Origin of the sequence: Streptomyces sediminimaris, assembly GCF_047049295.1 — a bacterium.
Taxonomy (GTDB): Bacteria; Actinomycetota; Actinomycetes; order Streptomycetales; family Streptomycetaceae; genus Streptomyces; species Streptomyces sediminimaris.
Window position 1 is genome coordinate 1,313,644 of the sequence record NZ_JBJWOT010000001.1, and the last position, 19,718, is coordinate 1,333,361.

Annotated in this window: 21 protein-coding genes; 12 read left to right on the plus strand and 9 right to left on the minus strand. The window is 73.3% G+C overall.

The window, feature by feature from the left end:
- Window positions 1–205: 205 nt before the first annotated feature.
- Window positions 206–1,066 (plus strand): helix-turn-helix domain-containing protein, encoded by an 861-nt coding sequence (locus ACJ9NR_RS06125; RefSeq protein ID WP_412489336.1) that lies wholly within the window; start codon window positions 206–208, stop codon window positions 1,064–1,066.
- A gap of 9 nt (window positions 1,067–1,075) precedes the next feature.
- Window positions 1,076–1,303 (plus strand): DUF397 domain-containing protein, encoded by a 228-nt coding sequence (locus tag ACJ9NR_RS06130; protein WP_412489335.1) that lies wholly within the window; start codon window positions 1,076–1,078, stop codon window positions 1,301–1,303.
- A gap of 41 nt (window positions 1,304–1,344) precedes the next feature.
- Here ACJ9NR_RS06130 and ACJ9NR_RS06135 read toward each other — a convergent pair whose 3' ends face one another.
- A complete protein-coding gene (locus ACJ9NR_RS06135; protein WP_412489334.1) occupies window positions 1,345–2,472 on the minus strand; it encodes an 8-amino-7-oxononanoate synthase in 1,128 nt (375 codons plus the stop codon).
- Window positions 2,473–2,619: 147 nt separating this feature from the next.
- Here ACJ9NR_RS06135 and bioB point away from each other — a divergent pair, with 147 nt between their 5' ends.
- The 3 genes from bioB to bioD are packed head-to-tail and all read left to right on the plus strand — an operon-like array spanning window position 2,620 to window position 5,838.
- Window positions 2,620–3,816, plus strand: a complete 1,197-nt coding sequence (gene bioB / locus ACJ9NR_RS06140) for a biotin synthase BioB (protein WP_412489333.1) — start codon at window positions 2,620–2,622, stop codon at window positions 3,814–3,816.
- Window positions 3,809–5,113, plus strand: coding sequence for an adenosylmethionine--8-amino-7-oxononanoate transaminase (locus ACJ9NR_RS06145; RefSeq protein WP_412489332.1), 1,305 nt, complete (start codon window positions 3,809–3,811; stop codon window positions 5,111–5,113). Before bioB ends, ACJ9NR_RS06145 begins: the two co-directional genes overlap by 8 nt.
- Window positions 5,101–5,838, plus strand: a complete 738-nt coding sequence (gene bioD, locus ACJ9NR_RS06150; RefSeq protein ID WP_412489331.1) for a dethiobiotin synthase — start codon at window positions 5,101–5,103, stop codon at window positions 5,836–5,838. The genes ACJ9NR_RS06145 and bioD overlap by 13 nt, the downstream gene beginning before the upstream one ends.
- 78 nt (window positions 5,839–5,916) lie before the next feature.
- On the opposite strand, the gene pqqE is transcribed toward bioD, so the two are convergent.
- Genes pqqE through ACJ9NR_RS06180 form a run of 6 tightly spaced genes read right to left on the minus strand, consistent with a single transcriptional unit; the run spans window position 5,917 to window position 10,238 of the window.
- Entirely contained in the window at window positions 5,917–7,050 is a 1,134-nt protein-coding gene (pqqE, locus tag ACJ9NR_RS06155) for a pyrroloquinoline quinone biosynthesis protein PqqE (RefSeq protein WP_412489330.1), read from the minus strand.
- Window positions 7,047–7,313, minus strand: a complete 267-nt coding sequence (gene pqqD, locus ACJ9NR_RS06160; protein ID WP_412489329.1) for a pyrroloquinoline quinone biosynthesis peptide chaperone PqqD — start codon at window positions 7,311–7,313, stop codon at window positions 7,047–7,049. The genes pqqE and pqqD overlap by 4 nt, the downstream gene beginning before the upstream one ends.
- Window positions 7,314–7,315: 2 nt before the next feature.
- Window positions 7,316–8,047, minus strand: a complete 732-nt coding sequence (gene pqqC, locus ACJ9NR_RS06165) for a pyrroloquinoline-quinone synthase PqqC (RefSeq protein WP_412489328.1) — start codon at window positions 8,045–8,047, stop codon at window positions 7,316–7,318.
- Window positions 8,044–8,943, minus strand: a complete 900-nt coding sequence (gene pqqB / locus ACJ9NR_RS06170; RefSeq protein ID WP_412489327.1) for a pyrroloquinoline quinone biosynthesis protein PqqB — start codon at window positions 8,941–8,943, stop codon at window positions 8,044–8,046. The genes pqqC and pqqB overlap by 4 nt, the downstream gene beginning before the upstream one ends.
- 9 nt (window positions 8,944–8,952) lie before the next feature.
- The gene (gene pqqA, locus ACJ9NR_RS06175) at window positions 8,953–9,093 is read right to left on the minus strand and encodes a pyrroloquinoline quinone precursor peptide PqqA (protein ID WP_412489326.1); all 141 of its coding nucleotides are present in this window, start codon (window positions 9,091–9,093) and stop codon (window positions 8,953–8,955) included.
- 38 nt (window positions 9,094–9,131) lie between these two features.
- The gene (locus tag ACJ9NR_RS06180; protein WP_412489325.1) at window positions 9,132–10,238 is read right to left on the minus strand and encodes a PQQ-dependent sugar dehydrogenase; all 1,107 of its coding nucleotides are present in this window, start codon (window positions 10,236–10,238) and stop codon (window positions 9,132–9,134) included.
- Between the two features lie 329 nt (window positions 10,239–10,567).
- Here ACJ9NR_RS06180 and ACJ9NR_RS06185 point away from each other — a divergent pair, with 329 nt between their 5' ends.
- Window positions 10,568–11,269, plus strand: a complete 702-nt coding sequence (locus ACJ9NR_RS06185; RefSeq protein ID WP_412489324.1) for a class I SAM-dependent methyltransferase — start codon at window positions 10,568–10,570, stop codon at window positions 11,267–11,269.
- Here the strand turns inward: ACJ9NR_RS06185 and ACJ9NR_RS06190 are convergent, their stop codons facing one another.
- Together ACJ9NR_RS06190 and ACJ9NR_RS06195 are read right to left on the minus strand one after the other, a co-directional pair.
- The gene (locus ACJ9NR_RS06190) at window positions 11,270–11,644 is read right to left on the minus strand and encodes a fic family toxin-antitoxin system, toxin component (RefSeq protein ID WP_412489323.1); all 375 of its coding nucleotides are present in this window, start codon (window positions 11,642–11,644) and stop codon (window positions 11,270–11,272) included.
- A gap of 4 nt (window positions 11,645–11,648) precedes the next feature.
- Window positions 11,649–11,891 (minus strand): toxin-antitoxin system HicB family antitoxin, encoded by a 243-nt coding sequence (locus tag ACJ9NR_RS06195; RefSeq protein ID WP_412489322.1) that lies wholly within the window; start codon window positions 11,889–11,891, stop codon window positions 11,649–11,651.
- Between the two features lie 238 nt (window positions 11,892–12,129).
- Here ACJ9NR_RS06195 and ACJ9NR_RS06200 point away from each other — a divergent pair, with 238 nt between their 5' ends.
- From ACJ9NR_RS06200 to ACJ9NR_RS06225, 6 genes are all read left to right on the plus strand, one after another.
- A complete protein-coding gene (locus ACJ9NR_RS06200) occupies window positions 12,130–12,945 on the plus strand; it encodes an ABC transporter ATP-binding protein (protein WP_412489321.1) in 816 nt (271 codons plus the stop codon).
- 4 nt (window positions 12,946–12,949) lie between these two features.
- A complete protein-coding gene (locus ACJ9NR_RS06205) occupies window positions 12,950–15,517 on the plus strand; it encodes an ABC transporter permease (protein ID WP_412489320.1) in 2,568 nt (855 codons plus the stop codon).
- Window positions 15,518–15,563: 46 nt separating this feature from the next.
- A complete protein-coding gene (locus tag ACJ9NR_RS06210; protein ID WP_412489319.1) occupies window positions 15,564–16,454 on the plus strand; it encodes an LLM class F420-dependent oxidoreductase in 891 nt (296 codons plus the stop codon).
- A 64-nt stretch (window positions 16,455–16,518) separates the two neighbouring features.
- Entirely contained in the window at window positions 16,519–16,944 is a 426-nt protein-coding gene (locus ACJ9NR_RS06215) for a GNAT family N-acetyltransferase (protein WP_412489318.1), read from the plus strand.
- 177 nt (window positions 16,945–17,121) lie between these two features.
- A complete protein-coding gene (locus ACJ9NR_RS06220) occupies window positions 17,122–18,516 on the plus strand; it encodes a hemolysin family protein (protein WP_412489317.1) in 1,395 nt (464 codons plus the stop codon).
- Window positions 18,513–19,526, plus strand: a complete 1,014-nt coding sequence (locus ACJ9NR_RS06225; RefSeq protein WP_412489316.1) for a hemolysin family protein — start codon at window positions 18,513–18,515, stop codon at window positions 19,524–19,526. Before ACJ9NR_RS06220 ends, ACJ9NR_RS06225 begins: the two co-directional genes overlap by 4 nt.
- The last annotated feature ends 192 nt before the right edge of the window (window positions 19,527–19,718 follow it).

Below are 19,718 nucleotides of genomic sequence, written 5' to 3' on the forward strand. Positions count from 1 at the left end.
CGTCCCTTTCCCACGGGGCCGGAGTCCGACACGGAGCGGATGGTTCGAGTACGGTCCCGGACTGGTGCTTCGTCGCCAGACTGCCATTACTGGGCCTGTCGCGGGTGGCGATCCACCAAGATATGCATATATCTGTCGCTCGATGCGGTGAACTCTGCGACGGGAGACCGTATTCGGGCGGCCCGGAAGGAGTAAGGAGTAGCGCATGCAGCACGGTCCCGCGGTGCGCCGCCGGAAGCTGGGTGCCGAACTGCGTGCGTTGCGCGCGGGTGCGGGGCTCACGAGCGGTGAGGCGGCCCGGCTCGCGGGCTGGCACCAGTCGAAGGTGAGCCGGATCGAAACGGGTGCCAGCGGGGTGAAACCGGCCGATGTGCGGTTACTTCTCGACGTCTACGCCGTGTCGGACAGTCAGCTCCGCGAGTTGCTGCTGGTGCTCGCGGGCTCCGACGAGGGCGGCGGCCGGCATCACTGGTGGCACGCCTATCGCGGGGTGCTGCCGCCCACCTACCGCGACTTCATCAGTCTGGAGTCCCAGGCGAACGCGATGAGCACGCTGGAGACGTCCGTCGTGCCCGGCCTGCTCCAGACGCCCGAGTACGCGCGTGCGGTGACCCGGGCGGCGGTCGGCGGGCTGGACGACGAGCGGCTCGACGCACTGGTCGAGGTGCGGCTGGCCAGGCAGGACGTGCTGCACTCGGATCCGCCGCTGCGGCTGAGCGCGGTACTGGACGAGGCGGTGCTGCACCGCGAGGTCGGCGGCCCCGGCGTCATGGCGCGTCAGCTGCGGCGCCTGCTGGACACGGCGCACCTGCCTCACGTGCGGCTGCAGGTGCTGCCGTTCGCCGCCGGTGCGCATGTCGGCATCACCGGGCCTTTCGTAATCTTCTCATTTTCGAGCACTTCTGATCTGGACGTAGTTGTTCTCGACCACTTGACGAGTAGCCTCTACCTCGAACGGAAAGAAGACCTTGGGGCCTACAGCGAGGCCTTCAAGGACCTCCAGTCCCACGCCCTTTCACCCGAGGACTCATTTGATTACATCGCCGCGATAGGTGACGGCGCGTAAGGAGGCACCATGTCTGCACTGCCTCGGAACGTACCTACCAGTACCGATCTGCACGGCGTGCGGTGGCTGCGCAGCAGCTACAGCACCGGGGCCAACAACTGCGTCGAGACGGCTCGACCGCGCTCCGGTCCCCTCGCCGGGCTGCTCGCCGTACGCGACTCCAAGGACCCCGCCGGGCCCGCCCTGCTCTTCTCTCCCGGGAGCTGGACGGACTTCACGGCCGCGCTCCTGTCCTGATCAGTCCCGGATCGTGCGGCACACGGCCGTGCCACGCCGACTCATGGTCGCGTCTCGCCGATCACCAGGACAGCGCGTTCGATCTCTTCCCCGGTCAGGTCCGCACGGGCGGTCAGCCTCAGCCGTGAGACGCCGTCGGGCACGGAAGGAGGACGGAAGCAGCCCACGGCGAGACCCGCCGTACGGCAGTCGGCCGCCCACCGCACGGCCTGTTCCGGGGAGGGCGCGCGCACCGAGACCACCGCGGCGTCCGGGCGTACCGCCTCGTGGCCCGCGGCGGTCAGCCGTGCGTGCAGTTCGGCGGCGACCGTGCGGGCCCGCGCCGCCCGCGCCGGCTCGCGGCGCAGCAGCCGGAGGGCCTCGAGGGCCGCTCCGGCCGCGGCGGGCGCGAGTCCCGTGTCGAAGATGAACGTACGGGCCGCGTTGACGAGGTGGTCGATGACCTTGGCGGGACCGAGGACGGCCCCGCCCTGGCTGCCGAGCGACTTCGACAGCGTGACCGTGACGACGAGGTCGCCGGCGCCCGCCAGTCCCGCGGCGTCGGCGGCACCGCGGCCTCCCGCGCCCAGGACGCCGAGACCGTGGGCGTCGTCGACCAGCAGTCCCGCGCCGCGCTCGCGGCAGGCGGCGGCCAGTTCGGCCAGCGGGGCGGCGTCGCCGTCGACCGAGAAGACGGTGTCCGACACCACGACGGCCGTGCCCTCGTGCGTCCGCAGCGCCTTGCGCACCGCCTCCGGGTCGGCGTGCCCGACCACCTGCTTGGCGCCCCGGGCCAGCCGGCAGCCGTCGATCAGCGACGCGTGGTTGCCCGCGTCGGAGACGATCAGCGAGCCGTGCGGGGCCAGCGTGGCGACCGCGGCGAGGTTGGCGGCGTAGCCGGAGGAGAAGACCAGGGCCGCCTCGAAGCCGCAGAAGTCCGCCAGCTCGCGTTCCAGCTCGGTGTGGAGCTCGGTGGTGCCCGTCACGAGCCGGGAGCCGGTCGAGCCGCCGCCCCAGGTCCGCGCCGCCCGGGCCGCGCCCTCGGTCACCTCGGGATGGCGGGCGAGTCCCAGGTAGTCGTTGCTCGCGAGGTCGAGCAGCGGGGAGCCGGCCGGACGCGGCCGCAGGGTGCGCAGGAGCCCGGCGCGGCGGCGCTGCTCCGCCTGTTCGTCGATCCAGCCGAACGCCATGACTCCTCCGGGACTTTTGTAGGCAGTGGACAGACACTAGCCGCACGCTCGCCACCCCATGATGTGGCGATACCCACACGTCGAAGTGGCTTCGTTGTCCCTTCCCTCCTTGGCCGGGAGCGGGTCGGTAGGACAGGATCGGCTCTCATGGACCTGCTGAACACGCTGGTGGACAAGGGGCTTCGGCGCGAGCTGCCGACCCGCGAGGAAGCTCTGGCCGTTCTCGCCACTTCCGACGACGACGTGCTCGATGTGGTGGCCGCGGCCGGGAAGGTGCGCCGGCACTGGTTCGGCCGACGGGTGAAACTCAACTATCTCGTCAACCTCAAGTCGGGCCTGTGTCCCGAGGACTGCTCGTACTGCTCGCAGCGCCTCGGCTCGCAGGCCGACATCCTGAAGTACACCTGGCTCAAGCCCGAACAGGCCTCGCAGGCCGCCGCCGCGGGACTGGCCGGGGGCGCCAAGCGGGTCTGCCTGGTGGCGTCCGGGCGCGGTCCGACCGACCGGGACATCGACCGGGTCGCGGGCACCATCAAGGCGATCAAGGACGGGAACGAGGGCGTCGAGGTGTGCGCCTGCCTCGGCCTGCTCTCCGACGGCCAGGCGGAGCGCCTGCGCGAGGCGGGCGCGGACGCCTACAACCACAACCTGAACACTTCCGAGTCGACGTACGCGGACATCACCACCACGCACACCTACGCCGACCGGGTGGACACGGTGTCCAAGGCGCACGCGGCCGGGCTGTCCGCCTGCTCGGGCCTGATCGCCGGCATGGGCGAGAGCGACGAGGACCTGGTGGACGTCGTCTTCTCGCTGCGCGAGCTCGACCCGGACTCGGTGCCGGTGAACTTCCTGATCCCGATGGAGGGCACCCCGCTGGCCACGGAGTGGCACCTCACCCCGCAGCGCTGTCTGCGGATCCTGGCGATGGTGCGGTTCGTCTGCCCGGACGTCGAGGTGCGCATCGCGGGCGGCCGTGAGGTGCACCTGCGCACGATGCAGCCCCTCGCGCTGCACCTGGCCAACTCGATCTTCCTCGGCGACTACCTGACCAGCGAGGGCCAGGCGGGCAGGGCCGACCTGGAGATGATCGCGGACGCCGGATTCGAGGTGGAGGGCACCGGTGAGGTGACGCTGCCGGAGCACCGGGCGGCGGGCGGCGGGTGCGGCTCGCACGCCGGTGCCGGCTGCGGGTCCCACGAGGAGGCCGGGTGCGGCTCGCACGAGGGCGGCGGCGTGTGCGGTACGGCCGGTGCCGCCGCGGCCGCGCCGGGCGGGGTCCGCAGCGACCTGGTCGCCGTCCGCCGCCGCGGTGCCGGAACGGATCTCGCGCCCAATGCCTGACCTGACCGTCCCCGAGCTGCTGGAGCTGGACCGGCGGCACGTGTGGCATCCGTACGGCCCCATGCCCGGCCGTGCCGAACCGCTCGTCGTGGAATCGGCGAGCGGGGTGCGGCTGCGGATGGCGGACGGCTCGGGCGAGCTGGTCGACGGGATGTCGTCCTGGTGGTCGGCGATCCACGGCTACAACCACCCGGTGCTCAACGAGGCGGCCCGCGGGCAGCTGGGCCGGATGAGCCATGTGATGTTCGGCGGGCTCACGCACGAGCCCGCCGTCCGGCTCGCGAAGCTCCTTGTCGACATGTCGCCCGACGGCCTGGAGCACGTCTTCCTCGCCGACTCCGGTTCGGTCTCGGTCGAGGTCGCGGTCAAGATGTGCCTGCAGTACTGGCGCTCGCGGGGCCGCCCCGGCAAGCGGCGGCTGCTGACCTGGCGCGGCGGCTACCACGGCGACACCTGGCAGCCGATGTCGGTGTGCGATCCCGAGGGCGGCATGCACGAGCTGTGGGCCGGGGTGCTGCCGCGGCAGGTGTTCGTGGACGCGCCGCCGGCCGCCTACGAGGAGTCGTACGCGCAGCGGCTGCGCTCGGCGATCGAGCGGCACGCGGACGAACTGGCCGCGGTGATCGTCGAACCGGTGGTGCAGGGCGCGGGCGGGATGCGGTTCCACTCCCCCGCCTATCTGCGGGTGCTGCGCGAGGCGTGCGACGCGCATGACGTACTGCTGGTGTTCGACGAGATCGCGACCGGGTTCGGCCGTACGGGCGCGTTGTTCGCGGCCGGGCACGCGGCCGTGACGCCGGACGTGATGTGCGTGGGCAAGGCGCTGACCGGCGGCTACCTGACGATGGCGGCGACGCTGTGCACGCCGGAGGTGGCCGACGGCATCGCGCGGGGCGAGGTGCCCGTCCTGGCCCACGGCCCGACCTTCATGGGCAACCCGCTGGCCGCGTCCGTCGCCTGCGCCTCCATCGAACTGCTGCTCGGCCAGGACTGGCTGGGAGAGGTCAAGCGGATCGAGGCGGGACTGCGCTCGGGACTGGGCCCGGCGCTGGAACTGCCGGGCGTGCGGGACGTACGGGTGCTCGGCGCCATCGGCGTCGTCCAGCTGGAGCGCTCCCTCGACGACGCCGCCCTGCAGGCCGCGACGCGGGCGGCCGTGCGCGAAGGGGTGTGGCTGCGGCCCTTCCGCGACCTGGTCTACACGATGCCGCCGTACGTCACCGGGGACGCGGACGTGGCCGGGATCGCGCGCGCGGTGTGCGCGGCGGCGCGGGAAGGAGCAGCATGCCGATCCTGATGATCACGGGTACCGGCACGGAGGTCGGCAAGACGATCACCACCGCCGCGGTCGCCGCCACCGCCCTCGCGGCCGGCCGGTCGGTGGCCGTGCTCAAGGCGGCGCAGACGGGCGTGGGGCCGGACGAGCCCGGCGACGCCGCCGAGGCCGCACGGCTCGCGGGACCCGTCACCACGGCCGAACTCGCCCGCTACCCCGAGCCGTTGGCGCCGGGGACGGCGGCGCGGCGCGCCGGCAGGGCGCCGGTGCGCCCGCAGGACGTCGCCGAGGCCGCCGCCGAACTGGCCGCCGGGCACGACCTGGTCCTGGTGGAAGGAGCGGGCGGCCTGCTCGTCCGCTTCGGCCCCGAGGGCGGCACCCTGGCCGACGCGGCCGTGCTGCTGCGCGCCCCCCTGCTGGTCGTGACGTCGCCGGGCCTGGGCACCCTGAACACCTCGGAGCTGACGGCACGGGAAGTGCGTGCCCGCGGGCTGGACCTGCTCGGCATGGTGATCGGCAGCTGGCCGGCCTCCCCCGACCTGGCCTCGCGCTGCAACCTGGAGGACCTCCCGGAGGTGACCGGCGCGCCCCTGCTGGGGGCCCTGCCCGCGGGCGCGGCGGCCCTGGATCCCGCGGACTTCCGCACGGCGGCCCCGGGCTGGCTGGCGCCACGGCTGGACGGGACGTGGGAGGCGGAGGCGTTCCGGGCGCGGGAGGCGCCCCGGGTGTATCGACCCGCGCGTTAGAGCGGGCGGCCGGTGGTCGGCCGGCCGCCGGGAGGCCGCTCGGGCGCGGGTGCCGTCCCGGCCCGCGGGCCGGGACGGTCAGGAGGCCTGCCCGGCCGTCCGGGGCCGGGCCGGTGCGCGCCGTACGATCGCGGGTCTGTCGCCCGCTGCCCCGTCCGTCAGGGTCCGGACCAGGGCGTGGTCCGGGGACAGCCGGCAGGCCGGGTCCGTGCGGGTGGGGTCGCCCGTGAGGGCGTAGGACTGGCAGCGGCAGCCGCCGAAGTCCTCGTCGCGGCGGGGGCAGCCGCGGCAGAGGTCGGGCATCCAGCCGGTTCCGCGGTAGCGGGTGAAAGCCTCGGAGTGGTCCCAGATCCAGGGCAGCGGGTGGTCGCGGACGTTCGGCGGGTCCAGGTCCGGCAGGCCGGCCGCGGCCGGGCAGGGCAGGACGGTGCCGTCCGGGGCGACGGTGAGCGAGACGGCCCCCCAGCCGCCCATGCACGGCTTCGCCACGCCGTCGAAGTAGTCGGGGACGACCCAGATCAGATCGGGGCCGTCCGGTGCGAGCCGCTCGCGCAGGCGCTCGACGACGGCCTGCGCCCGGGCCAGTTGGTCACGAGTCGGCAGCAGCGCGGAACGGTTGAGCAGACCCCAGCCGTAGAACTGCGCGTTGGCCAGTTCGATCCGGTCCACGCCCCAGGACAGGCCCAGTTCGACGACGGCGTCGATCGCGTCGAGGTTCTCACGGTGCAGGACGACGTTGAGGCCGAGCGGGAGACCCGCGGCCCGTACGAGCGCCGCGGCCCGCTCCTTGTCCGCGAAGGACCGGCGCCCGGCGATCCGGTCCGAGGTGTCCGGGTCGGCGTGCTGGACGGACAGCTGGACGCTGCGCAGGCCGGCCGCGACGAGCGCGGAGAGCCGGGCCCGGTCCAGGCCCACCCCGCTGGTGACCAGTTGGGTGTAGATCCCGGCGGCCTCGGCGGCGGCGACGATCAGGTCCAGGTCGCGCCGCAACAGCGGTTCGCCGCCCGAGAGATGGGTGTGGACCACGCCGAGCTCACCGGCCTGGCGCATCACGTCCGTCCACTGCCCGGTGCCCAGTTCGCGTGTGCGCCGGGTCAGTTCCAGCGGGTTGGAGCAGTAGCCGCAGTGGAGCGGGCAGGCATGGGTGAGCTCGGCCAGCAGGGCCCAGGGCCGGGCGGGCACGGTCGGGGGCCGCGGATCGGCCGTGGTCATCGCAGCCAGCCCTCCTTGCGCAGCCCCTCGAGGAAGGGCGGGACATCGGTGGCCACCGGGGAGTCGGGGAAGCGGTCGGCCAGTTCGCCGACGATGTCGCGCACGCTGCGCCTCCCGTCGCACAGGGCGACCACGGCGCCGGCGGCGCCCCGCAGGACGACCACGCGCTCGGGAACCAGCAGCAGGTCCGTGTCGCGTGCGCGGTCGTGCCGCAGGACGGTCGCGGGGGCGAGCCTGGGCCGCCAGTCGGTCGGCGCCGCCACCGTCACACCTCCTCCCCCGCCCGGTCCACGGCGTCGAGCAGCGACCACAGGACGTCGCACTTGAACCGCAGGGCGGCCACGGCCCGTTCCTGCTCCTGCCGGGTGCGGGCCCAGTCGAGCACCAGGTCGAGCGCCTCACGGCTGTCGCGCCGCCCCTGGGAGACCCGGGTGCGGAAGTAGGCGAGGCCCTCGGGGTCGATCCACCGGTAGTGGCGTTCGAAGGCGTCGATACGGGTGCGCATCAGGTCCGGGGCGGACAGCTCGGTCAGGGACGCGGCGACGGCTTCGAGGGCCGGGCGCAGCCGGCAGAAGTTGACGTATCCGTCGACCGCCAGCCGTACGCCGGGCAGCACGGTGGCGGCGCCGAGCAGCGTCCCGCGGTCCACCCCGGCCGCCTCGCCGAGCCGCAGCCACCGTTCGATGCCGCCCTCGCCCTCCCGCAGTCCGTCGTGGTCCTGAATGCGCCGCAGCCACGTCCGGCGCAGCGCGGAGGTGTGCAGCTTGGCGGTGATCAGGGCGTCCTTGACCGGGATGGCGCGCTGGTAGTGGAAGCGGTTGACGATCCAGCGGCGCAGTTCCTCCCGGCTCAGATCGCCGCTGTGCATACGGAGGTTGAAGGGGTGGCGGTCGTGGTACCGCTCCTCCCCCACCGCACGCAGTCGTGCCTCGAACCCGGCCGCGCTCCAGGGCTCGGCGAGCGGTGCGGAATCCGTCGGCGGAGCGGCCGTGCTCACAGCTCGATCACCATCCCGTCGGAGGCCACCTCGAGGCCCAGCCGGGCGAGCCGCTTGTGCTCGGGCGCCGCCGGGTCGACGAGGGGGTTGGTGTTGTTGAGGTGCGTGTAGAGGCAGCGGGCCGAGAGGCGGGCGAGGCGTTCGGCGGTGCCCTGCGGACCTTCGACGGGCAGATGGCCCATGCCGGTGGCGGTGCGCTCGCAGACGCCCGTGCGGCGGGGTTCCTCCTCGTCCCAGAAGGTGCCGTCCACGATGACGCAGTCGGCCTCCTCGGCGGCCTGCTGCAGGCGGTCCGGCCAGGCGGCCAGCGCCGGGGCGTAGAGCGCGGTCGTGCCGGAGGCGGGGTCGTACAGCCGCAGGGCGACGACCCAGCTGTCGTCGTCCGGGGCGTCGGCGGCGTACCGCGGGCGTTTGCCCGACACGGGGATGCCGCTGATGCGCAGGCCCGGTGCGCCGGGGCCCAGCGGCCCGGCGCCGTGCCGCGGCAGCTCGCGCCAGGTCACGCCGGTGTACGGCGCCAGTACGTCGCCGAGGCGCAGGCGGTCCAGGAGCGCCCGGCGGACCGGCGCCGTCGCCACCACCTCGATGCCGTCGGCCTCGCGCAGCCGGGCGATGCCCAGCGTGTGGTCGAGTTCCGCGTCGGTGAGGACGAGCCCGGCGACCGGGGTCCGGCGGTGGCCGGGGCCCGGGTGGAGTTCGGGCCGGCTCTCGATCTGGTCGCCGATGTCGGGGGTGGCGTTGACGAGGTACCAGCGGCCGTCGTCACCGCGCACGGCGAGGGAGGCGTGGCGGCGGCGCCGGTCGGGGTGCGCGCGTGCGCCGCGGCAGCCGGCGCACGCGCAGTTCCACTGCGGGACGCCGCCGCCGGCGGCGGTGCCGAGTACCAGCAGCAGCATGGCGCCGGTTCAGCGGGAGCTGAGGGAGTAGGCGGTGACCTCGAGTGCGGTGTCGACGACCTCGTAGGAGGGCGTCTGCCAGCCGGCGCCGTCCGGCTCCCGCGCGGGGACCTGCTCGACGGGCCTGAGCTGCTCGGTGACGTCGTTCATGGGGTGGGGTGTCCTTTCCTGAGGCGATGGACGTGGGGTCACTTGATGGACAGGCGCAGGATCTTGTCCTTGCCGTATCCGGCGTCGCTGGTGCCGATCAGCAGGTCGTCCGTGCCGGGCACCACCGCGAGGGCGCGCAGGCGGCCGAACCGGCCGGGGTAGAAGTCGACCGCCGTGCCGAGGCGTTCGCCGTCGCCGTCGATCGGGATGCGCCACAGCCGCTTGCCCCGCAGCGACGACACGTACAGCACGTTGCGTACGACGGCGACCTGGGCGGGCACGCCCCACTTCGGGGAGAAGACGAGCTTGGGGTTGGTCATGCCCGGGGTGGCGCAGCCGCCCTCGCAGGTGGGCCAGCCGTAGTCGGCGCCCGGCTTGATGAGGTTGAGCTCGTCCCAGGTCTGGTCGCCGATCTCGGTCTCCCACAGGTTGCCGTTGCGGTCCCAGGCGAGCCCTTCGGGGTTGCGGTGGCCGAGGCTGTAGATGCGGTCGCCGAACGGGTTGCCGGGGGCGGCGGCGCCGGTCTTGGTGATCCGGAGGATCTTCCCGTTGAGCGACGTGCGGTCCTGCGCGAGCTGCGGCGTGTAGGCGTCGCCGGTGGTGACGTAGAGGTAGCCGTCGGGGCCGAAGCGGATCTGCCCGCCGTTGTGGTTGCCGATCCGCTTGATGCCCTTGATCAGCACCTTGTAGTGGCTGAGGGACTTGCCGTCGTAGTCCATCCTGACGACGCGGGTCTCGGTCCTCGTGGTGTGCACGAAGAAGACCTGCTTGTCCTTCTTGCCGTCCCAGGTGGGTGAGGGGGCGACGCCGAGCAGGCCGCCGGGGCCGTCGTCGTAGGGCTCGGGGACGGTGTTCGGCACCTCGCCGACCCGCGTCTTCCTGCCGTCGAGGCCGAGCCGGAAGACCTGGTAGTCGAGCCGCTGGGTGACCAGGGCGGAGCGGCCGTCCGGCATGAACGTGATGTCCCAGGGTGTCTGGTAGCCCGTGGAGAACGTGCTGATGCCGGCCGGGCCACCGCCGTCGTGCGGTTCGGTGGCGGCGGCCGTGGCCGGGCCGGTGGTGGCCGCCAGCAGCGCGGCCGACGCGGCGAGGGCACCGAGCGCGAACCGGGACGGACGCTGTCTCGAGCGGCCTGGCACTGGCATGTCGACACCCTTCGTCGTTCCTCGTGTGAGTCGTGGTGAGCCGTGGTGAGTCGTGGTGGTCGTGGTGAGTCGTGATGCGGCGTGGTGAGTCGTGGTGCGGCGTGTCCGCACGCACGCGAGGAGCACACTATTTCCGTTTTGTGCTCACGCTCCGCATTGAAATCATGACGATGAGCGGCTGATCTGCCATTCGGACGAGCCGAGCGGGTGAGAGCGGGAGGCGGGCGGAAGCGGGGGCGCCGGGGCCGCGTCCCGCCGGGGCGGCGGGGATGCGCGGGGCCCGTACGGGGGAGAATCGCGGTGAGGAACGTCCTGCCAGGGAGGTCTCCATGCCGCTGCGGTTCCCCGGCGCCACCGAGGTGGCGCGCGATCCCGTGCACCACCCCTTGTTCGCCCGCTGTTACGCCCGGGTCAGCGTGCGGGCCGAGACCCGGACGGGCATGGGCGCGGTCCGGGAGCGGCTGCTGTCCGGGCTGTCCGGGCGGGTGATCGAGATCGGCGCGGGCAACGGCCTGAACTTCGCGCACTATCCGAGCACCGTCTCGGAGGTCGTGGCGATCGAACCGGAGCGCCGGCTGCGGCAGTTGGCCGTCGAGGCCGCCCTGCGCAGCGAGGTGCCGGTCGACGTCGCGCCGGGCGCCGCCGAGGCCCTGCCCGTCAAGAGCGAGGCCTACGACGCGGCGGTGGTGTCGCTGGTGCTGTGCAGCGTGCGGGACGTGCCGCGCGCGCTCGCGGAGGTGCGGCGGGTGCTGCGGCCGGGCGGGACGGTGCGGTTCTTCGAACACGGCCGGGGCGGCGGCCGGTTCATGCGCTTCACGCAGCGCGCCCTGGACCGTACCGTGTGGCCGCCGCTCAGCGGCGGCTGCCACCTGGGCCGGGACCCGATCGCCGCCCTGCGCCGGGCCGGGTTCGACCTCGGCCCCTACCGGCGGACGATGATGCCCGAGACCGGGCCGGTCCTGCCGACCTCGTACTGCGTGCTGGGCATGGCCCGGCGGCCGGAGTCCGCGGACCCTGCCGCCGGGAGGTGATCAGACGGTCCAGCCGCGCAGTTCGGCGGCGATGTCGTACACCGTCGCCTCGCCGCTCTTGACCAGCCGGGCCAGCTCGCGGACCTGCACGGGCGAGGTGGCCACCTTCAGGCCGCTGGCGACCAGATAGGCGTAGGCCACGGCGGAGGCGAACAGCGCGTTGGAGCGTTCGAGCGCAGGGACGTGGATGAGGAGCTGGAGCAGCGCGGCGGCGCGCGCGTGGGGGCTGTCGTAGACGGGGACGTCGAATATCTCCGCCTCGTGGCGTGCGACGGCGGCGACCAGGGCGCCCCAGTCGGTGACCTGGGGGTCCCCGGGGGTCTTCTGTTCGGCGAGCATGAGCAGCCAGGCGAGGTCGATGCTGAGACGGCTCAAGGGATCAGCGGCGGCCTTCACCGCGCCCGGGCGTCCGCTCCGCGTCGAACTCCTCCGCGAACACGGTCTCGTACTGCTTCATGAAGTCGGCGGCGGCCTCCACGAAGGTGTGACCCACCTCGCCGGTGTCCTGTCTGACCAGCTCTTCTATGTAGCGGTTCACGCTCATGCCGCGGGCCAGGGCACGCTCGCGGGCGGCGCGGGCCGTGCCCTCGTCCACCCGCACGTTCAACTGGGTCTTCGCCATACCTAGAAGCTAGCGCCGAGGTGCTAGCACGGGCAAGTGCCCGGCGTCCTCCCACGCACGCCCGCCGGCTCCTCCGGCACTCGTCCCGCGGGTGGAGCGTGCCCCTTACACCGGTATCAGGGGCACGACCTGGGGTGGAGACGGACCTGCACTCACGGTGGATTCCGGGTGTGGGCCGGCTCACATTAGGCTCGGCCGGACGAGTGAGTCGCACGTCCAGGTGAGCGAGGAGGCAGCCTTGTCCACATCAGCTGCGGAGCACGTCCCGGGCCAGGCGCCGGCCGGCGGGATCGCGGCCCGCGCCCGCGGCCTGACCAAGGCGTACGGCTCGGGCGAGACGACGGTGCTCGCCCTCGACTCGGTGGACGTGGACATCGCCCGCGGCCGCTTCACCGCCGTCATGGGGCCCTCGGGCTCCGGGAAGTCCACGCTGATGCACTGCCTGGCGGGGCTCGACACCGTCTCGGCAGGCCAGGTGTGGCTCGGCGACACCGAGATCACGGGGCTGAAGGAGCGCGAGCTGACCCGGCTGCGCCGGGACCGCATCGGGTTCATGTTCCAGTCGTTCAACCTCATCCCGACACTGAACGCGGCCGAGAACATCACCCTGCCCATGGACATCGCCGGCAAGAAGCCCGACGAGAAGTGGCTGGACCAGGTCATCGACACGCTGGGGCTGCGCGACCGGCTGGGCCACCGGCCCGCGCAGCTCTCCGGCGGCCAGCAGCAGCGCGTGGCCTGCGCACGGGCGCTGGCCTCCCGGCCCGAGCTGATCTTCGCGGACGAGCCGACCGGCAACCTCGACTCGCGGGCCGGCCTCGAGGTGCTCGGCTTCCTGCGGGAGGCCGTCGACGACCTGGGGCAGACCGTCGTCATGGTCACCCACGACCCGGGCGCCGCCGCCCACTCCGACCTGGTTCTCTTCCTCGGGGACGGCCGGATCGTCGACGAGATGGAGCACCCGACGGCGGAGGCGGTGCTGGAGCGCATGAAGCGTTTCGACGTGATCCGGAGCCAGTCCGAGGACGGCGCCCCGGCGGCCGGGGAGGGCTGAGGCCGTGCTCAAGGCGACGCTCAGGAGCTTCCTCGCGCACAAGGGCAGGCTGCTGCTCTCCGCGCTGGCGATCATCCTGTCCGTGGCGTTCGTCGCGGGCAGCCTGATCTTCTCCGACACGGTCACCCGCACCTTCGACCGGCTGTTCGCCTCCACGTCCGCCGACGTGACGGTCGAGCCCAAGCAGGACCTGAAGTCACAGGTCCCCACCGGTCAGACGCGGACCCTGCCCGCCGCACTCGCGCCGCGCCTGGCGAAGGTCGACGGGGCCGCTTCGGTGCACGCGGACGTGAGCGTGCAGAACGTCACGGTCGTCGACAGCCGGAACAAGTCGGTGGGGCCGACCACCGGCGGGCCCACCATCGCCTCCGACTGGTACGTCACGGACCGCAGCCCCGTGCGGCTGACCTCGGGGCGGGCCCCGGCGAGCGGCGACGAGGCCCTGCTGGACGCCGACACCGCCGACAAGAAGCACGTGCGGATCGGCGACACCCTCACCGTGCTCGCGCAGCCGGGCACCTTCCGGGTCCGGATCGTGGGCATCGCCACCTTCCGGACGACCAACCCCGGCGCCGCCCTGGTCTTCCTCGACCCGAGGACCGCGGCGACCCAGCTGCTCGGTTCGGCGGACCGGGCCACCAGCATCGAGGTGAACGCGGCGCGGGGCGTGAGCGACACGCAGCTCAAGCGCCGCGTCGCCGCCGTGGTCGGCACCGGCTCCTACGACATCAGGACGGCCGGCGAACAGGCCAAGTCGGCCGCCGCGGACCTCGGCGGGTTCCTCGACGTCATCAAGTACGTGATGCTCGGATTCGCCGGCATCGCGGTCCTGGTCGGCGTCTTCCTGATCGTCAACACCTTCTCCATGCTGATCGCCCAGCGCACCCGGGAGCTGGGCCTGCTCAGGGCCCTGGGCGCCGACCGGCGGCAGGTGCGGCGCTCGGTGCTCAGCGAGGCGGTCCTGCTCGGCCTGGTCGGCTCGACGCTGGGCCTGGCGGCCGGCATCGGGCTCGCCGCCGGGCTGATCAAGCTCATGAGCGTGTTCGGGATGAACCTCAAGACCACCGAGATGGTGGTCGGCTGGGGTACCCCCGTGGCGGCCTACGCCGTCGGGGTGGGCGTCACCTTCGTGGCGGCGTACCTCCCGGCGCGCCGCGCGGCGGGCGTCTCGCCGATGGCCGCCCTCGCGGACGCCGAGATCGCCGGGATCGGCAAGCCGCTCAGGGCGCGGGCGGTCGTCGGCTCGGTCGTCGGAGTGCTCGGCGCGGCCGCCCTGGCCGGCTGTGCCGCGGCGACGAGGACGGCCTCCGCCGCCTCGCTGCTGGGCCTGGGCGTGGTCCTCACGCTGATCGCGACCGTCATCGCCGGACCGCTCCTGGTCCGGCCCGTCATCCGGGTGCTGGGCGGCGCCTTCCCGGCTCTCTTCGGCTCGATCGGCCGGATGAGCCAGCGCAACGCCCTGCGCAACCCGCGCCGCACCGGAGCCACCGCGGCCGCCCTGATGGTCGGCCTCGCCCTGGTCGGCGGCATGTCGGTGGCCAGCGCCTCCATGTCCAGGTCCTTCGACCAGCAGATCGACAAGACGCTGGGCGCGGACTTCGTCGTCCAGAACAGCAACTTCGTGCCGTTCTCGCAGGACGTCACCGACGCGGTGCGCGGCACCGAGGGCGTCGGCCTCGTCGTACGGCAGCGGTTCGCGCCGGTCGCCGTACGGCTGCCGGACGGCAAGCGCGTGGAGACGACCGCCGCGGGTTACGACGACGGCGTGGACGACGTCGCGCATGTGACCTACGCGGCCGGGAACACGGCGGCCGCCCTGGCGCCCGGCAGCCTCGGCATGGACGCGGGCTTCGCCAAGGACCACCACGTGCGGGTCGGCAGCACGCTTCCGGTCGAGTTCCCCGGCGGGCAGCGGACCAGGATGCGGGTCGGCGCCCTCACCGACCAGGACAACAGCGGCGGCTTCGGCATGCGGGGCGGCCTGTTCTTCGGGATCTCCACGGTCGAGAAGTACGTGCCGGGCGGCCAGGACTCCGCCCTGTACGTCGACAGGTCCGCCGGCACGAGCGCCGACCGGCTGCGCGCGAACCTGGAGCGGACGCTCACGCCGTATCCGCAGGTGCAGGTGCGCGACCAGGCCGACTACAAGAAGCTGGTGCACGACCAGATCGCCGTGCTGCTGTACCTCGTCTACGCGCTGCTGGGACTGGCGATCATCATCGCCGTGCTCGGTGTCGTCAACACGCTCGCGCTCTCGGTCGTGGAGCGGACCCGCGAGATCGGGCTGCTGCGGGCCATCGGACTCGCCCGGCGGCAGCTGCGCCGGATGATCCGCCTGGAGTCCGTGGTGATCGCGGTGTTCGGTGCGGTGCTCGGGCTCGCACTGGGGCTGGTGTGGGGCGTGTGCACCCAGCAGGTGCTGGCGCTGCAGGGCATGAAGGCGCTCGCGATCCCGTGGAGCACGATCGTCGCCGTGGTGATCGGCTCGGCGGTGGTGGGCATCGTGGCCGCGCTGCTGCCCGCGTTGCGCGCGTCCCGCATGAACGTGCTGGCGGCCATCGCGCACGAGTGAGGGAATCGAGACAGGTGATCAAGTCGCCCGCAGCCGGGGAGAGTTCATGCCGCGTCCGTTCCGCTTCGGTGTCAGCCTGACCGTTCCGGCGCCCGCCGCGGAGTGGCGCGCCAAGTGCCGCCGGGCCGAGCGGCTCGGCTACGACGTCATCCACGTGCCCGACCACCTCGGCATGGTCGCGCCGTTCCCGGCGCTGGTCGCCGCGGCCGCCGTCACCGAACGGCCCCGGCTGGGCACCTTCGTGCTCAACGCGGGCTTCTGCAACCCCGCGCTGCTGGCCCGCGAGGTGGCCACCACGGACGCCCTGACCGGCGGGCGGCTGGAGCTCGGCCTCGGCACCGGCTACGTCCAGGCCGAACACGAGGCGGCCGGGCTGCCGTTCGGCTCCCCGCGCGAGCGCGTGGAGCATCTGCGGCACACGATCGAGGAGCTTGAGCGGCTGCTCGGCTCCGACGACCACCGGCCGCGCCCGGTGCAGCGGCCGCGCGTGCCGCTGCTGATCGGCGCCAACGGCCGCCGGATGGTGGAACTCACCGCCGAGCACGCCGACATCGCCGCGTTCACGGGCGCGCGTCTGGTGCCGGGAAGCACGACCGGCCGGCTGACCCCGGTGGCGCCCATGGAGCTCGAGGAGAGTGTGGCGCGCTACCGGCGGCTGGCCGGGGCCCGTGCGGAACCGGCCGAGCTCAACCTGCTCATCCAGCTGGTGGCCGTGACCGACGACCGCGCCGCCGTGGTCCGGCCGCTGGTGGAGCGGGTCCCCGGCCTGACCGTCGGACAGGCGCTGGAGCTGCCCGTCCTGCTGGCCGGCACGGTCGAGCAGATCGTCGCCCAGGTGCGGGCGCAGCGCGAACGGTACGGCTTCTCGTACCTGACGGTCCTGGAGCCGTACATGGAGATCTTCGCCCCCGTCGTCGCGGAGCTGGGCGGGAGCTGACGACCGGGGCGTCCGGATACTGGAATTCCGGGCCCGCGAGGAGCCCGCGTGGTGGGATGCCCGCATGACCGGTCCCCGGATACGCGCCGCGACACCCGCCGACCTCGACACCGTCCTCGCCTTCTGGAGGACGGCCGCCGAGGGCACCAGCATCAGCGACGACAGGGACGGCGTGGCGCGACTGGTCGACCGGGACCCGGAGGCGCTCATCCTCGCCGAGCAGCACGGCGAGCTCGTCGGCACGGTGATCGCCGGTTTCGACGGATGGCGCTGCCATCTGTACCGGCTGGCGGTGCACCCGCGGCGGAGGCGGCAGGGGATCGCCACCGCGCTGCTGGCCGCCGCGGAGGAGCGGCTGGTGGCGCTCGGCGGCCGGCGCGGGGACGCGATGGTGCTGGTGCGCAACGAGACGGCGCACCATGCCTGGCGCGCGGCGGGGTACGCGCCCGAGGAGCACTGGCGGCGCTGGGTGAAGCCACTCACCGGCTGAACGACTTTGCTCATCCTTTACTATTGGAGGACCCTCCGGTCCTCCCCGCGAGGATCACCCGGTCCTGCATGAAAGGTGTGAGCGTCCGCCCATGGGCGAACCCCCCGGTAGTCCGCGCACCGCACGACACCGCGCGTTCCCCCCGCCCCTGCCCGACGATGGGACGGAGGTGACCCGATGACCGAAGTGCTCCTGCTGCTGGTGGCGATCCTGCTGTCGCTCGCCTGTGGCGCCTTCGTCGCGGCCGAGTTCTCGCTGACCACGGTCGAGCGCGGCGAGCTCGAACGGGCCGCCGAGCGCGGCGAGCGGGGCGCCTCCGGCGCCCTGAAGGCCGTACGGAACCTGACCTTCCAGCTCTCCGGCGCCCAGCTCGGCATCACCGTCACCAATCTGGTCGTCGGCATGCTCGCCGAACCGTCCATCGCCAAGCTGATCGCGGGGCCGCTGGAGGCCGTGGGCATCTCGCCGGCGGCGGCGAGCTCCCTGGCCCTGGTGCTCGGCACCGCGCTGTCCACCGTCTTCCTGATGGTCGTCGGCGAGCTGGTGCCCAAGAACTGGGCGATCTCCTCGCCGCTGCCCGTGGCCAAGCGGGTGGGCAACGCCCAGCGCTGGTTCAGCGCGGCCTTCAGGCCCTTCATCTCGCACCTCAACAACACCGCGAACCGCATGGTGCGCCGCTTCGGCCTGGAACCCGCCGAGGAACTGGCCTCCGCGCGCGGCCCCAAGGAGCTGGCAGCGCTGGCCCGGCACTCCGCCAGGGAGGGCGCCCTGGAGGCCGACACCGCCGAGCTGTTCGTCCGCACGCTCAACCTCGCCGACCTCACCGCGGAGAACGTGATGACCCCCCGCGTGCAGGTCATCGCCCTCGACGCCCAGGCGACCTGCGAGGACGTGGCGAACGCGACCCGGGCGACCGGGCTCTCCCGGTTCCCGGTGTACCGCGGCAGCCTCGACTCGGTCGTGGGCACCGCCCACGTCAAGGACATCCTGGCGGTGCCCGCCGGGCGCCGCGCCCGCACCCCCGTCTCCGAGCTGATGCGCGAGCCGCTGCTGGTCCCGGAGACCCTCACGGTCGACCGGCTGCTGGACCGGCTGTCCGGCAAGCGCACCATGGCCGTCGTCATCGACGAGTACGGCGGCACCGCGGGTGTGGCCACGCTGGAGGACATCGTCGAGGAGGTCGTCGGCGAGGTGCGGGACGAGCACGACCCGCACGAGACGCCCGACCTGGCTCCGGCGGGCAGCGACGAGGAGGGCCACGCGCTGTACTCGGCCGACGGCTCCGCGCGCGTGGACCAGCTCGCGCGGGTCGGGCTCAAGGCGCCCGAGGGGCCGTACGAGACGCTGGCCGGCCTCGTGGCCACGGAGCTGGGCCGCATCCCCGCCGTGGGCGACCGCGTGGAGGTCGCCGGGTGGCGGCTGGAGGTCGTGGACGCGTCCGGGCACCGGGCGGCGCGGGTCGCGCTGCGCGCGCCGTTCGACGACGAGGGCGGCGACGACGGAACCGGCGCCGAGGACGAGGGCGGCGGCGGCGGAACCGGCGCCCAGGACGAGCGGGGGGATGCCCGATGACCGCCGTGCAGTTGCTGATCGGTCTTGCGACCCTCGTCGTCAACGCCTTCTTCGTCGGGGCCGAGTTCGCACTGATCTCGGTGCGCCGTTCGCAGATCGAACCGCACGCGGAGGAGGGTGACCGGCGCGCCAGGAGCGTCCTGTGGGGTCTTCAGCACGTGTCCGCGCTGCTGGCGGCCGCACAGCTCGGCATCACCCTGTGCACCCTGGTCCTCGGTGTGGTCGCCGAGCCGGCCATCGCGCATCTGCTGGAGCCGGTCTTCCACGCCGTGGGCGTGCCCGAGAGCGCGGGGCACGTGGTGTCCTTCGTGATCGCGCTGACCCTCGCGACCTATCTGCACATGCTGCTCGGCGAGATGGTGCCGAAGAACGTCGCCCTCGCCGAACCGGTGCGCAGCGCGCTGCTGCTCGGCCCGCCGCTGGTCGGCCTCTCCCGCGCCCTGCGCCCGGTGATCTTCGCCGTCAACGCCTTCGCGAACGCGCTGCTGAAGCTGTTGCGGGTGGAGACCAGGAACGAGGTCGCGGCGACCTTCTCGGACGCCGAGCTCGCCCGGATCGTACGGGACTCCGGCGAGGCCGGCCTGATCGACGAGCGCGCCCGCGAGCGGCTGCACGACGCCCTGGAGCTGGGCCGCCGCCCGGTGCGCGACGTGGTCCTCCCGCTGGAGGGCGTCGTCTACGCGCGCGTGGGCGTCACGCCGGACGAGCTGGAACGGCTGTCGGCCCGGTCGGGCTTCTCCCGCTTCCCGGTGGTGGACGAGGGGCGCCGCATCGTCGGCTATCTGCACGTCAAGGACGCGCTGGACGCCCCGGGGCGGGACGTGCCGTTCCGCGTGGACGACATGCGGTCCATCGCGCGCGTCCGCGCGGGCACGCCCCTGGACGACGTGCTCACGGCCATGCGCGGCAGCCGTACGCACCTGGCGGCCGTCCTCGGCGACGACGGCCGGCTGGCCGGCCTGGTGACCATGGAGGACGTCCTGCGGGAGCTGTTCGGCCGGCGGGCGTGAGCGGCGGATCGGAGACGCCCCGGCCGACCGGCCCGGCACGGGAGCCGCCCGGCCGGCGGCGCGGCGGCCGGGAGCGCGGGCACGGCGGACGTGAGCGCGGCGGACGCGGGCACGGCGGTCGTCAGCACGGCGGTCGTGAGCGCGGCGAGCATGAGAGCGGCGGGCTCGCGCGGCGGACGTGAGCGCGGCGGA

What these genes read in the sequence shown, in the direction of transcription:
- ACJ9NR_RS06225 (WP_412489316.1), top strand. Translation starts at nt 18,513, where the DNA reads ATGACCGCCGTGCAGTTGCTGATCGGTCTTGCGACCCTCGTCGTCAAC.
- ACJ9NR_RS06135 (WP_412489334.1), bottom strand. Translation starts at nt 2,472, where the DNA reads ATGGCGTTCGGCTGGATCGACGAACAGGCGGAGCAGCGCCGCCGCGCC.
- bioB (WP_412489333.1), top strand. Translation starts at nt 2,620, where the DNA reads ATGGACCTGCTGAACACGCTGGTGGACAAGGGGCTTCGGCGCGAGCTG.
- ACJ9NR_RS06215 (WP_412489318.1), top strand. Translation starts at nt 16,519, where the DNA reads ATGACCGGTCCCCGGATACGCGCCGCGACACCCGCCGACCTCGACACC.
- ACJ9NR_RS06195 (WP_412489322.1), bottom strand. Translation starts at nt 11,891, where the DNA reads ATGGCGAAGACCCAGTTGAACGTGCGGGTGGACGAGGGCACGGCCCGC.
- ACJ9NR_RS06130 (WP_412489335.1), top strand. Translation starts at nt 1,076, where the DNA reads ATGTCTGCACTGCCTCGGAACGTACCTACCAGTACCGATCTGCACGGC.
- pqqE (WP_412489330.1), bottom strand. Translation starts at nt 7,050, where the DNA reads ATGACCACGGCCGATCCGCGGCCCCCGACCGTGCCCGCCCGGCCCTGG.
- pqqA (WP_412489326.1), bottom strand. Translation starts at nt 9,093, where the DNA reads ATGAACGACGTCACCGAGCAGCTCAGGCCCGTCGAGCAGGTCCCCGCG.
- ACJ9NR_RS06220 (WP_412489317.1), top strand. Translation starts at nt 17,122, where the DNA reads ATGACCGAAGTGCTCCTGCTGCTGGTGGCGATCCTGCTGTCGCTCGCC.
- pqqB (WP_412489327.1), bottom strand. Translation starts at nt 8,943, where the DNA reads ATGCTGCTGCTGGTACTCGGCACCGCCGCCGGCGGCGGCGTCCCGCAG.
- ACJ9NR_RS06145 (WP_412489332.1), top strand. Translation starts at nt 3,809, where the DNA reads ATGCCTGACCTGACCGTCCCCGAGCTGCTGGAGCTGGACCGGCGGCAC.
- ACJ9NR_RS06125 (WP_412489336.1), top strand. Translation starts at nt 206, where the DNA reads ATGCAGCACGGTCCCGCGGTGCGCCGCCGGAAGCTGGGTGCCGAACTG.
- ACJ9NR_RS06185 (WP_412489324.1), top strand. Translation starts at nt 10,568, where the DNA reads ATGCCGCTGCGGTTCCCCGGCGCCACCGAGGTGGCGCGCGATCCCGTG.
- ACJ9NR_RS06210 (WP_412489319.1), top strand. Translation starts at nt 15,564, where the DNA reads ATGCCGCGTCCGTTCCGCTTCGGTGTCAGCCTGACCGTTCCGGCGCCC.
- ACJ9NR_RS06180 (WP_412489325.1), bottom strand. Translation starts at nt 10,238, where the DNA reads ATGCCAGTGCCAGGCCGCTCGAGACAGCGTCCGTCCCGGTTCGCGCTC.
- bioD (WP_412489331.1), top strand. Translation starts at nt 5,101, where the DNA reads ATGCCGATCCTGATGATCACGGGTACCGGCACGGAGGTCGGCAAGACG.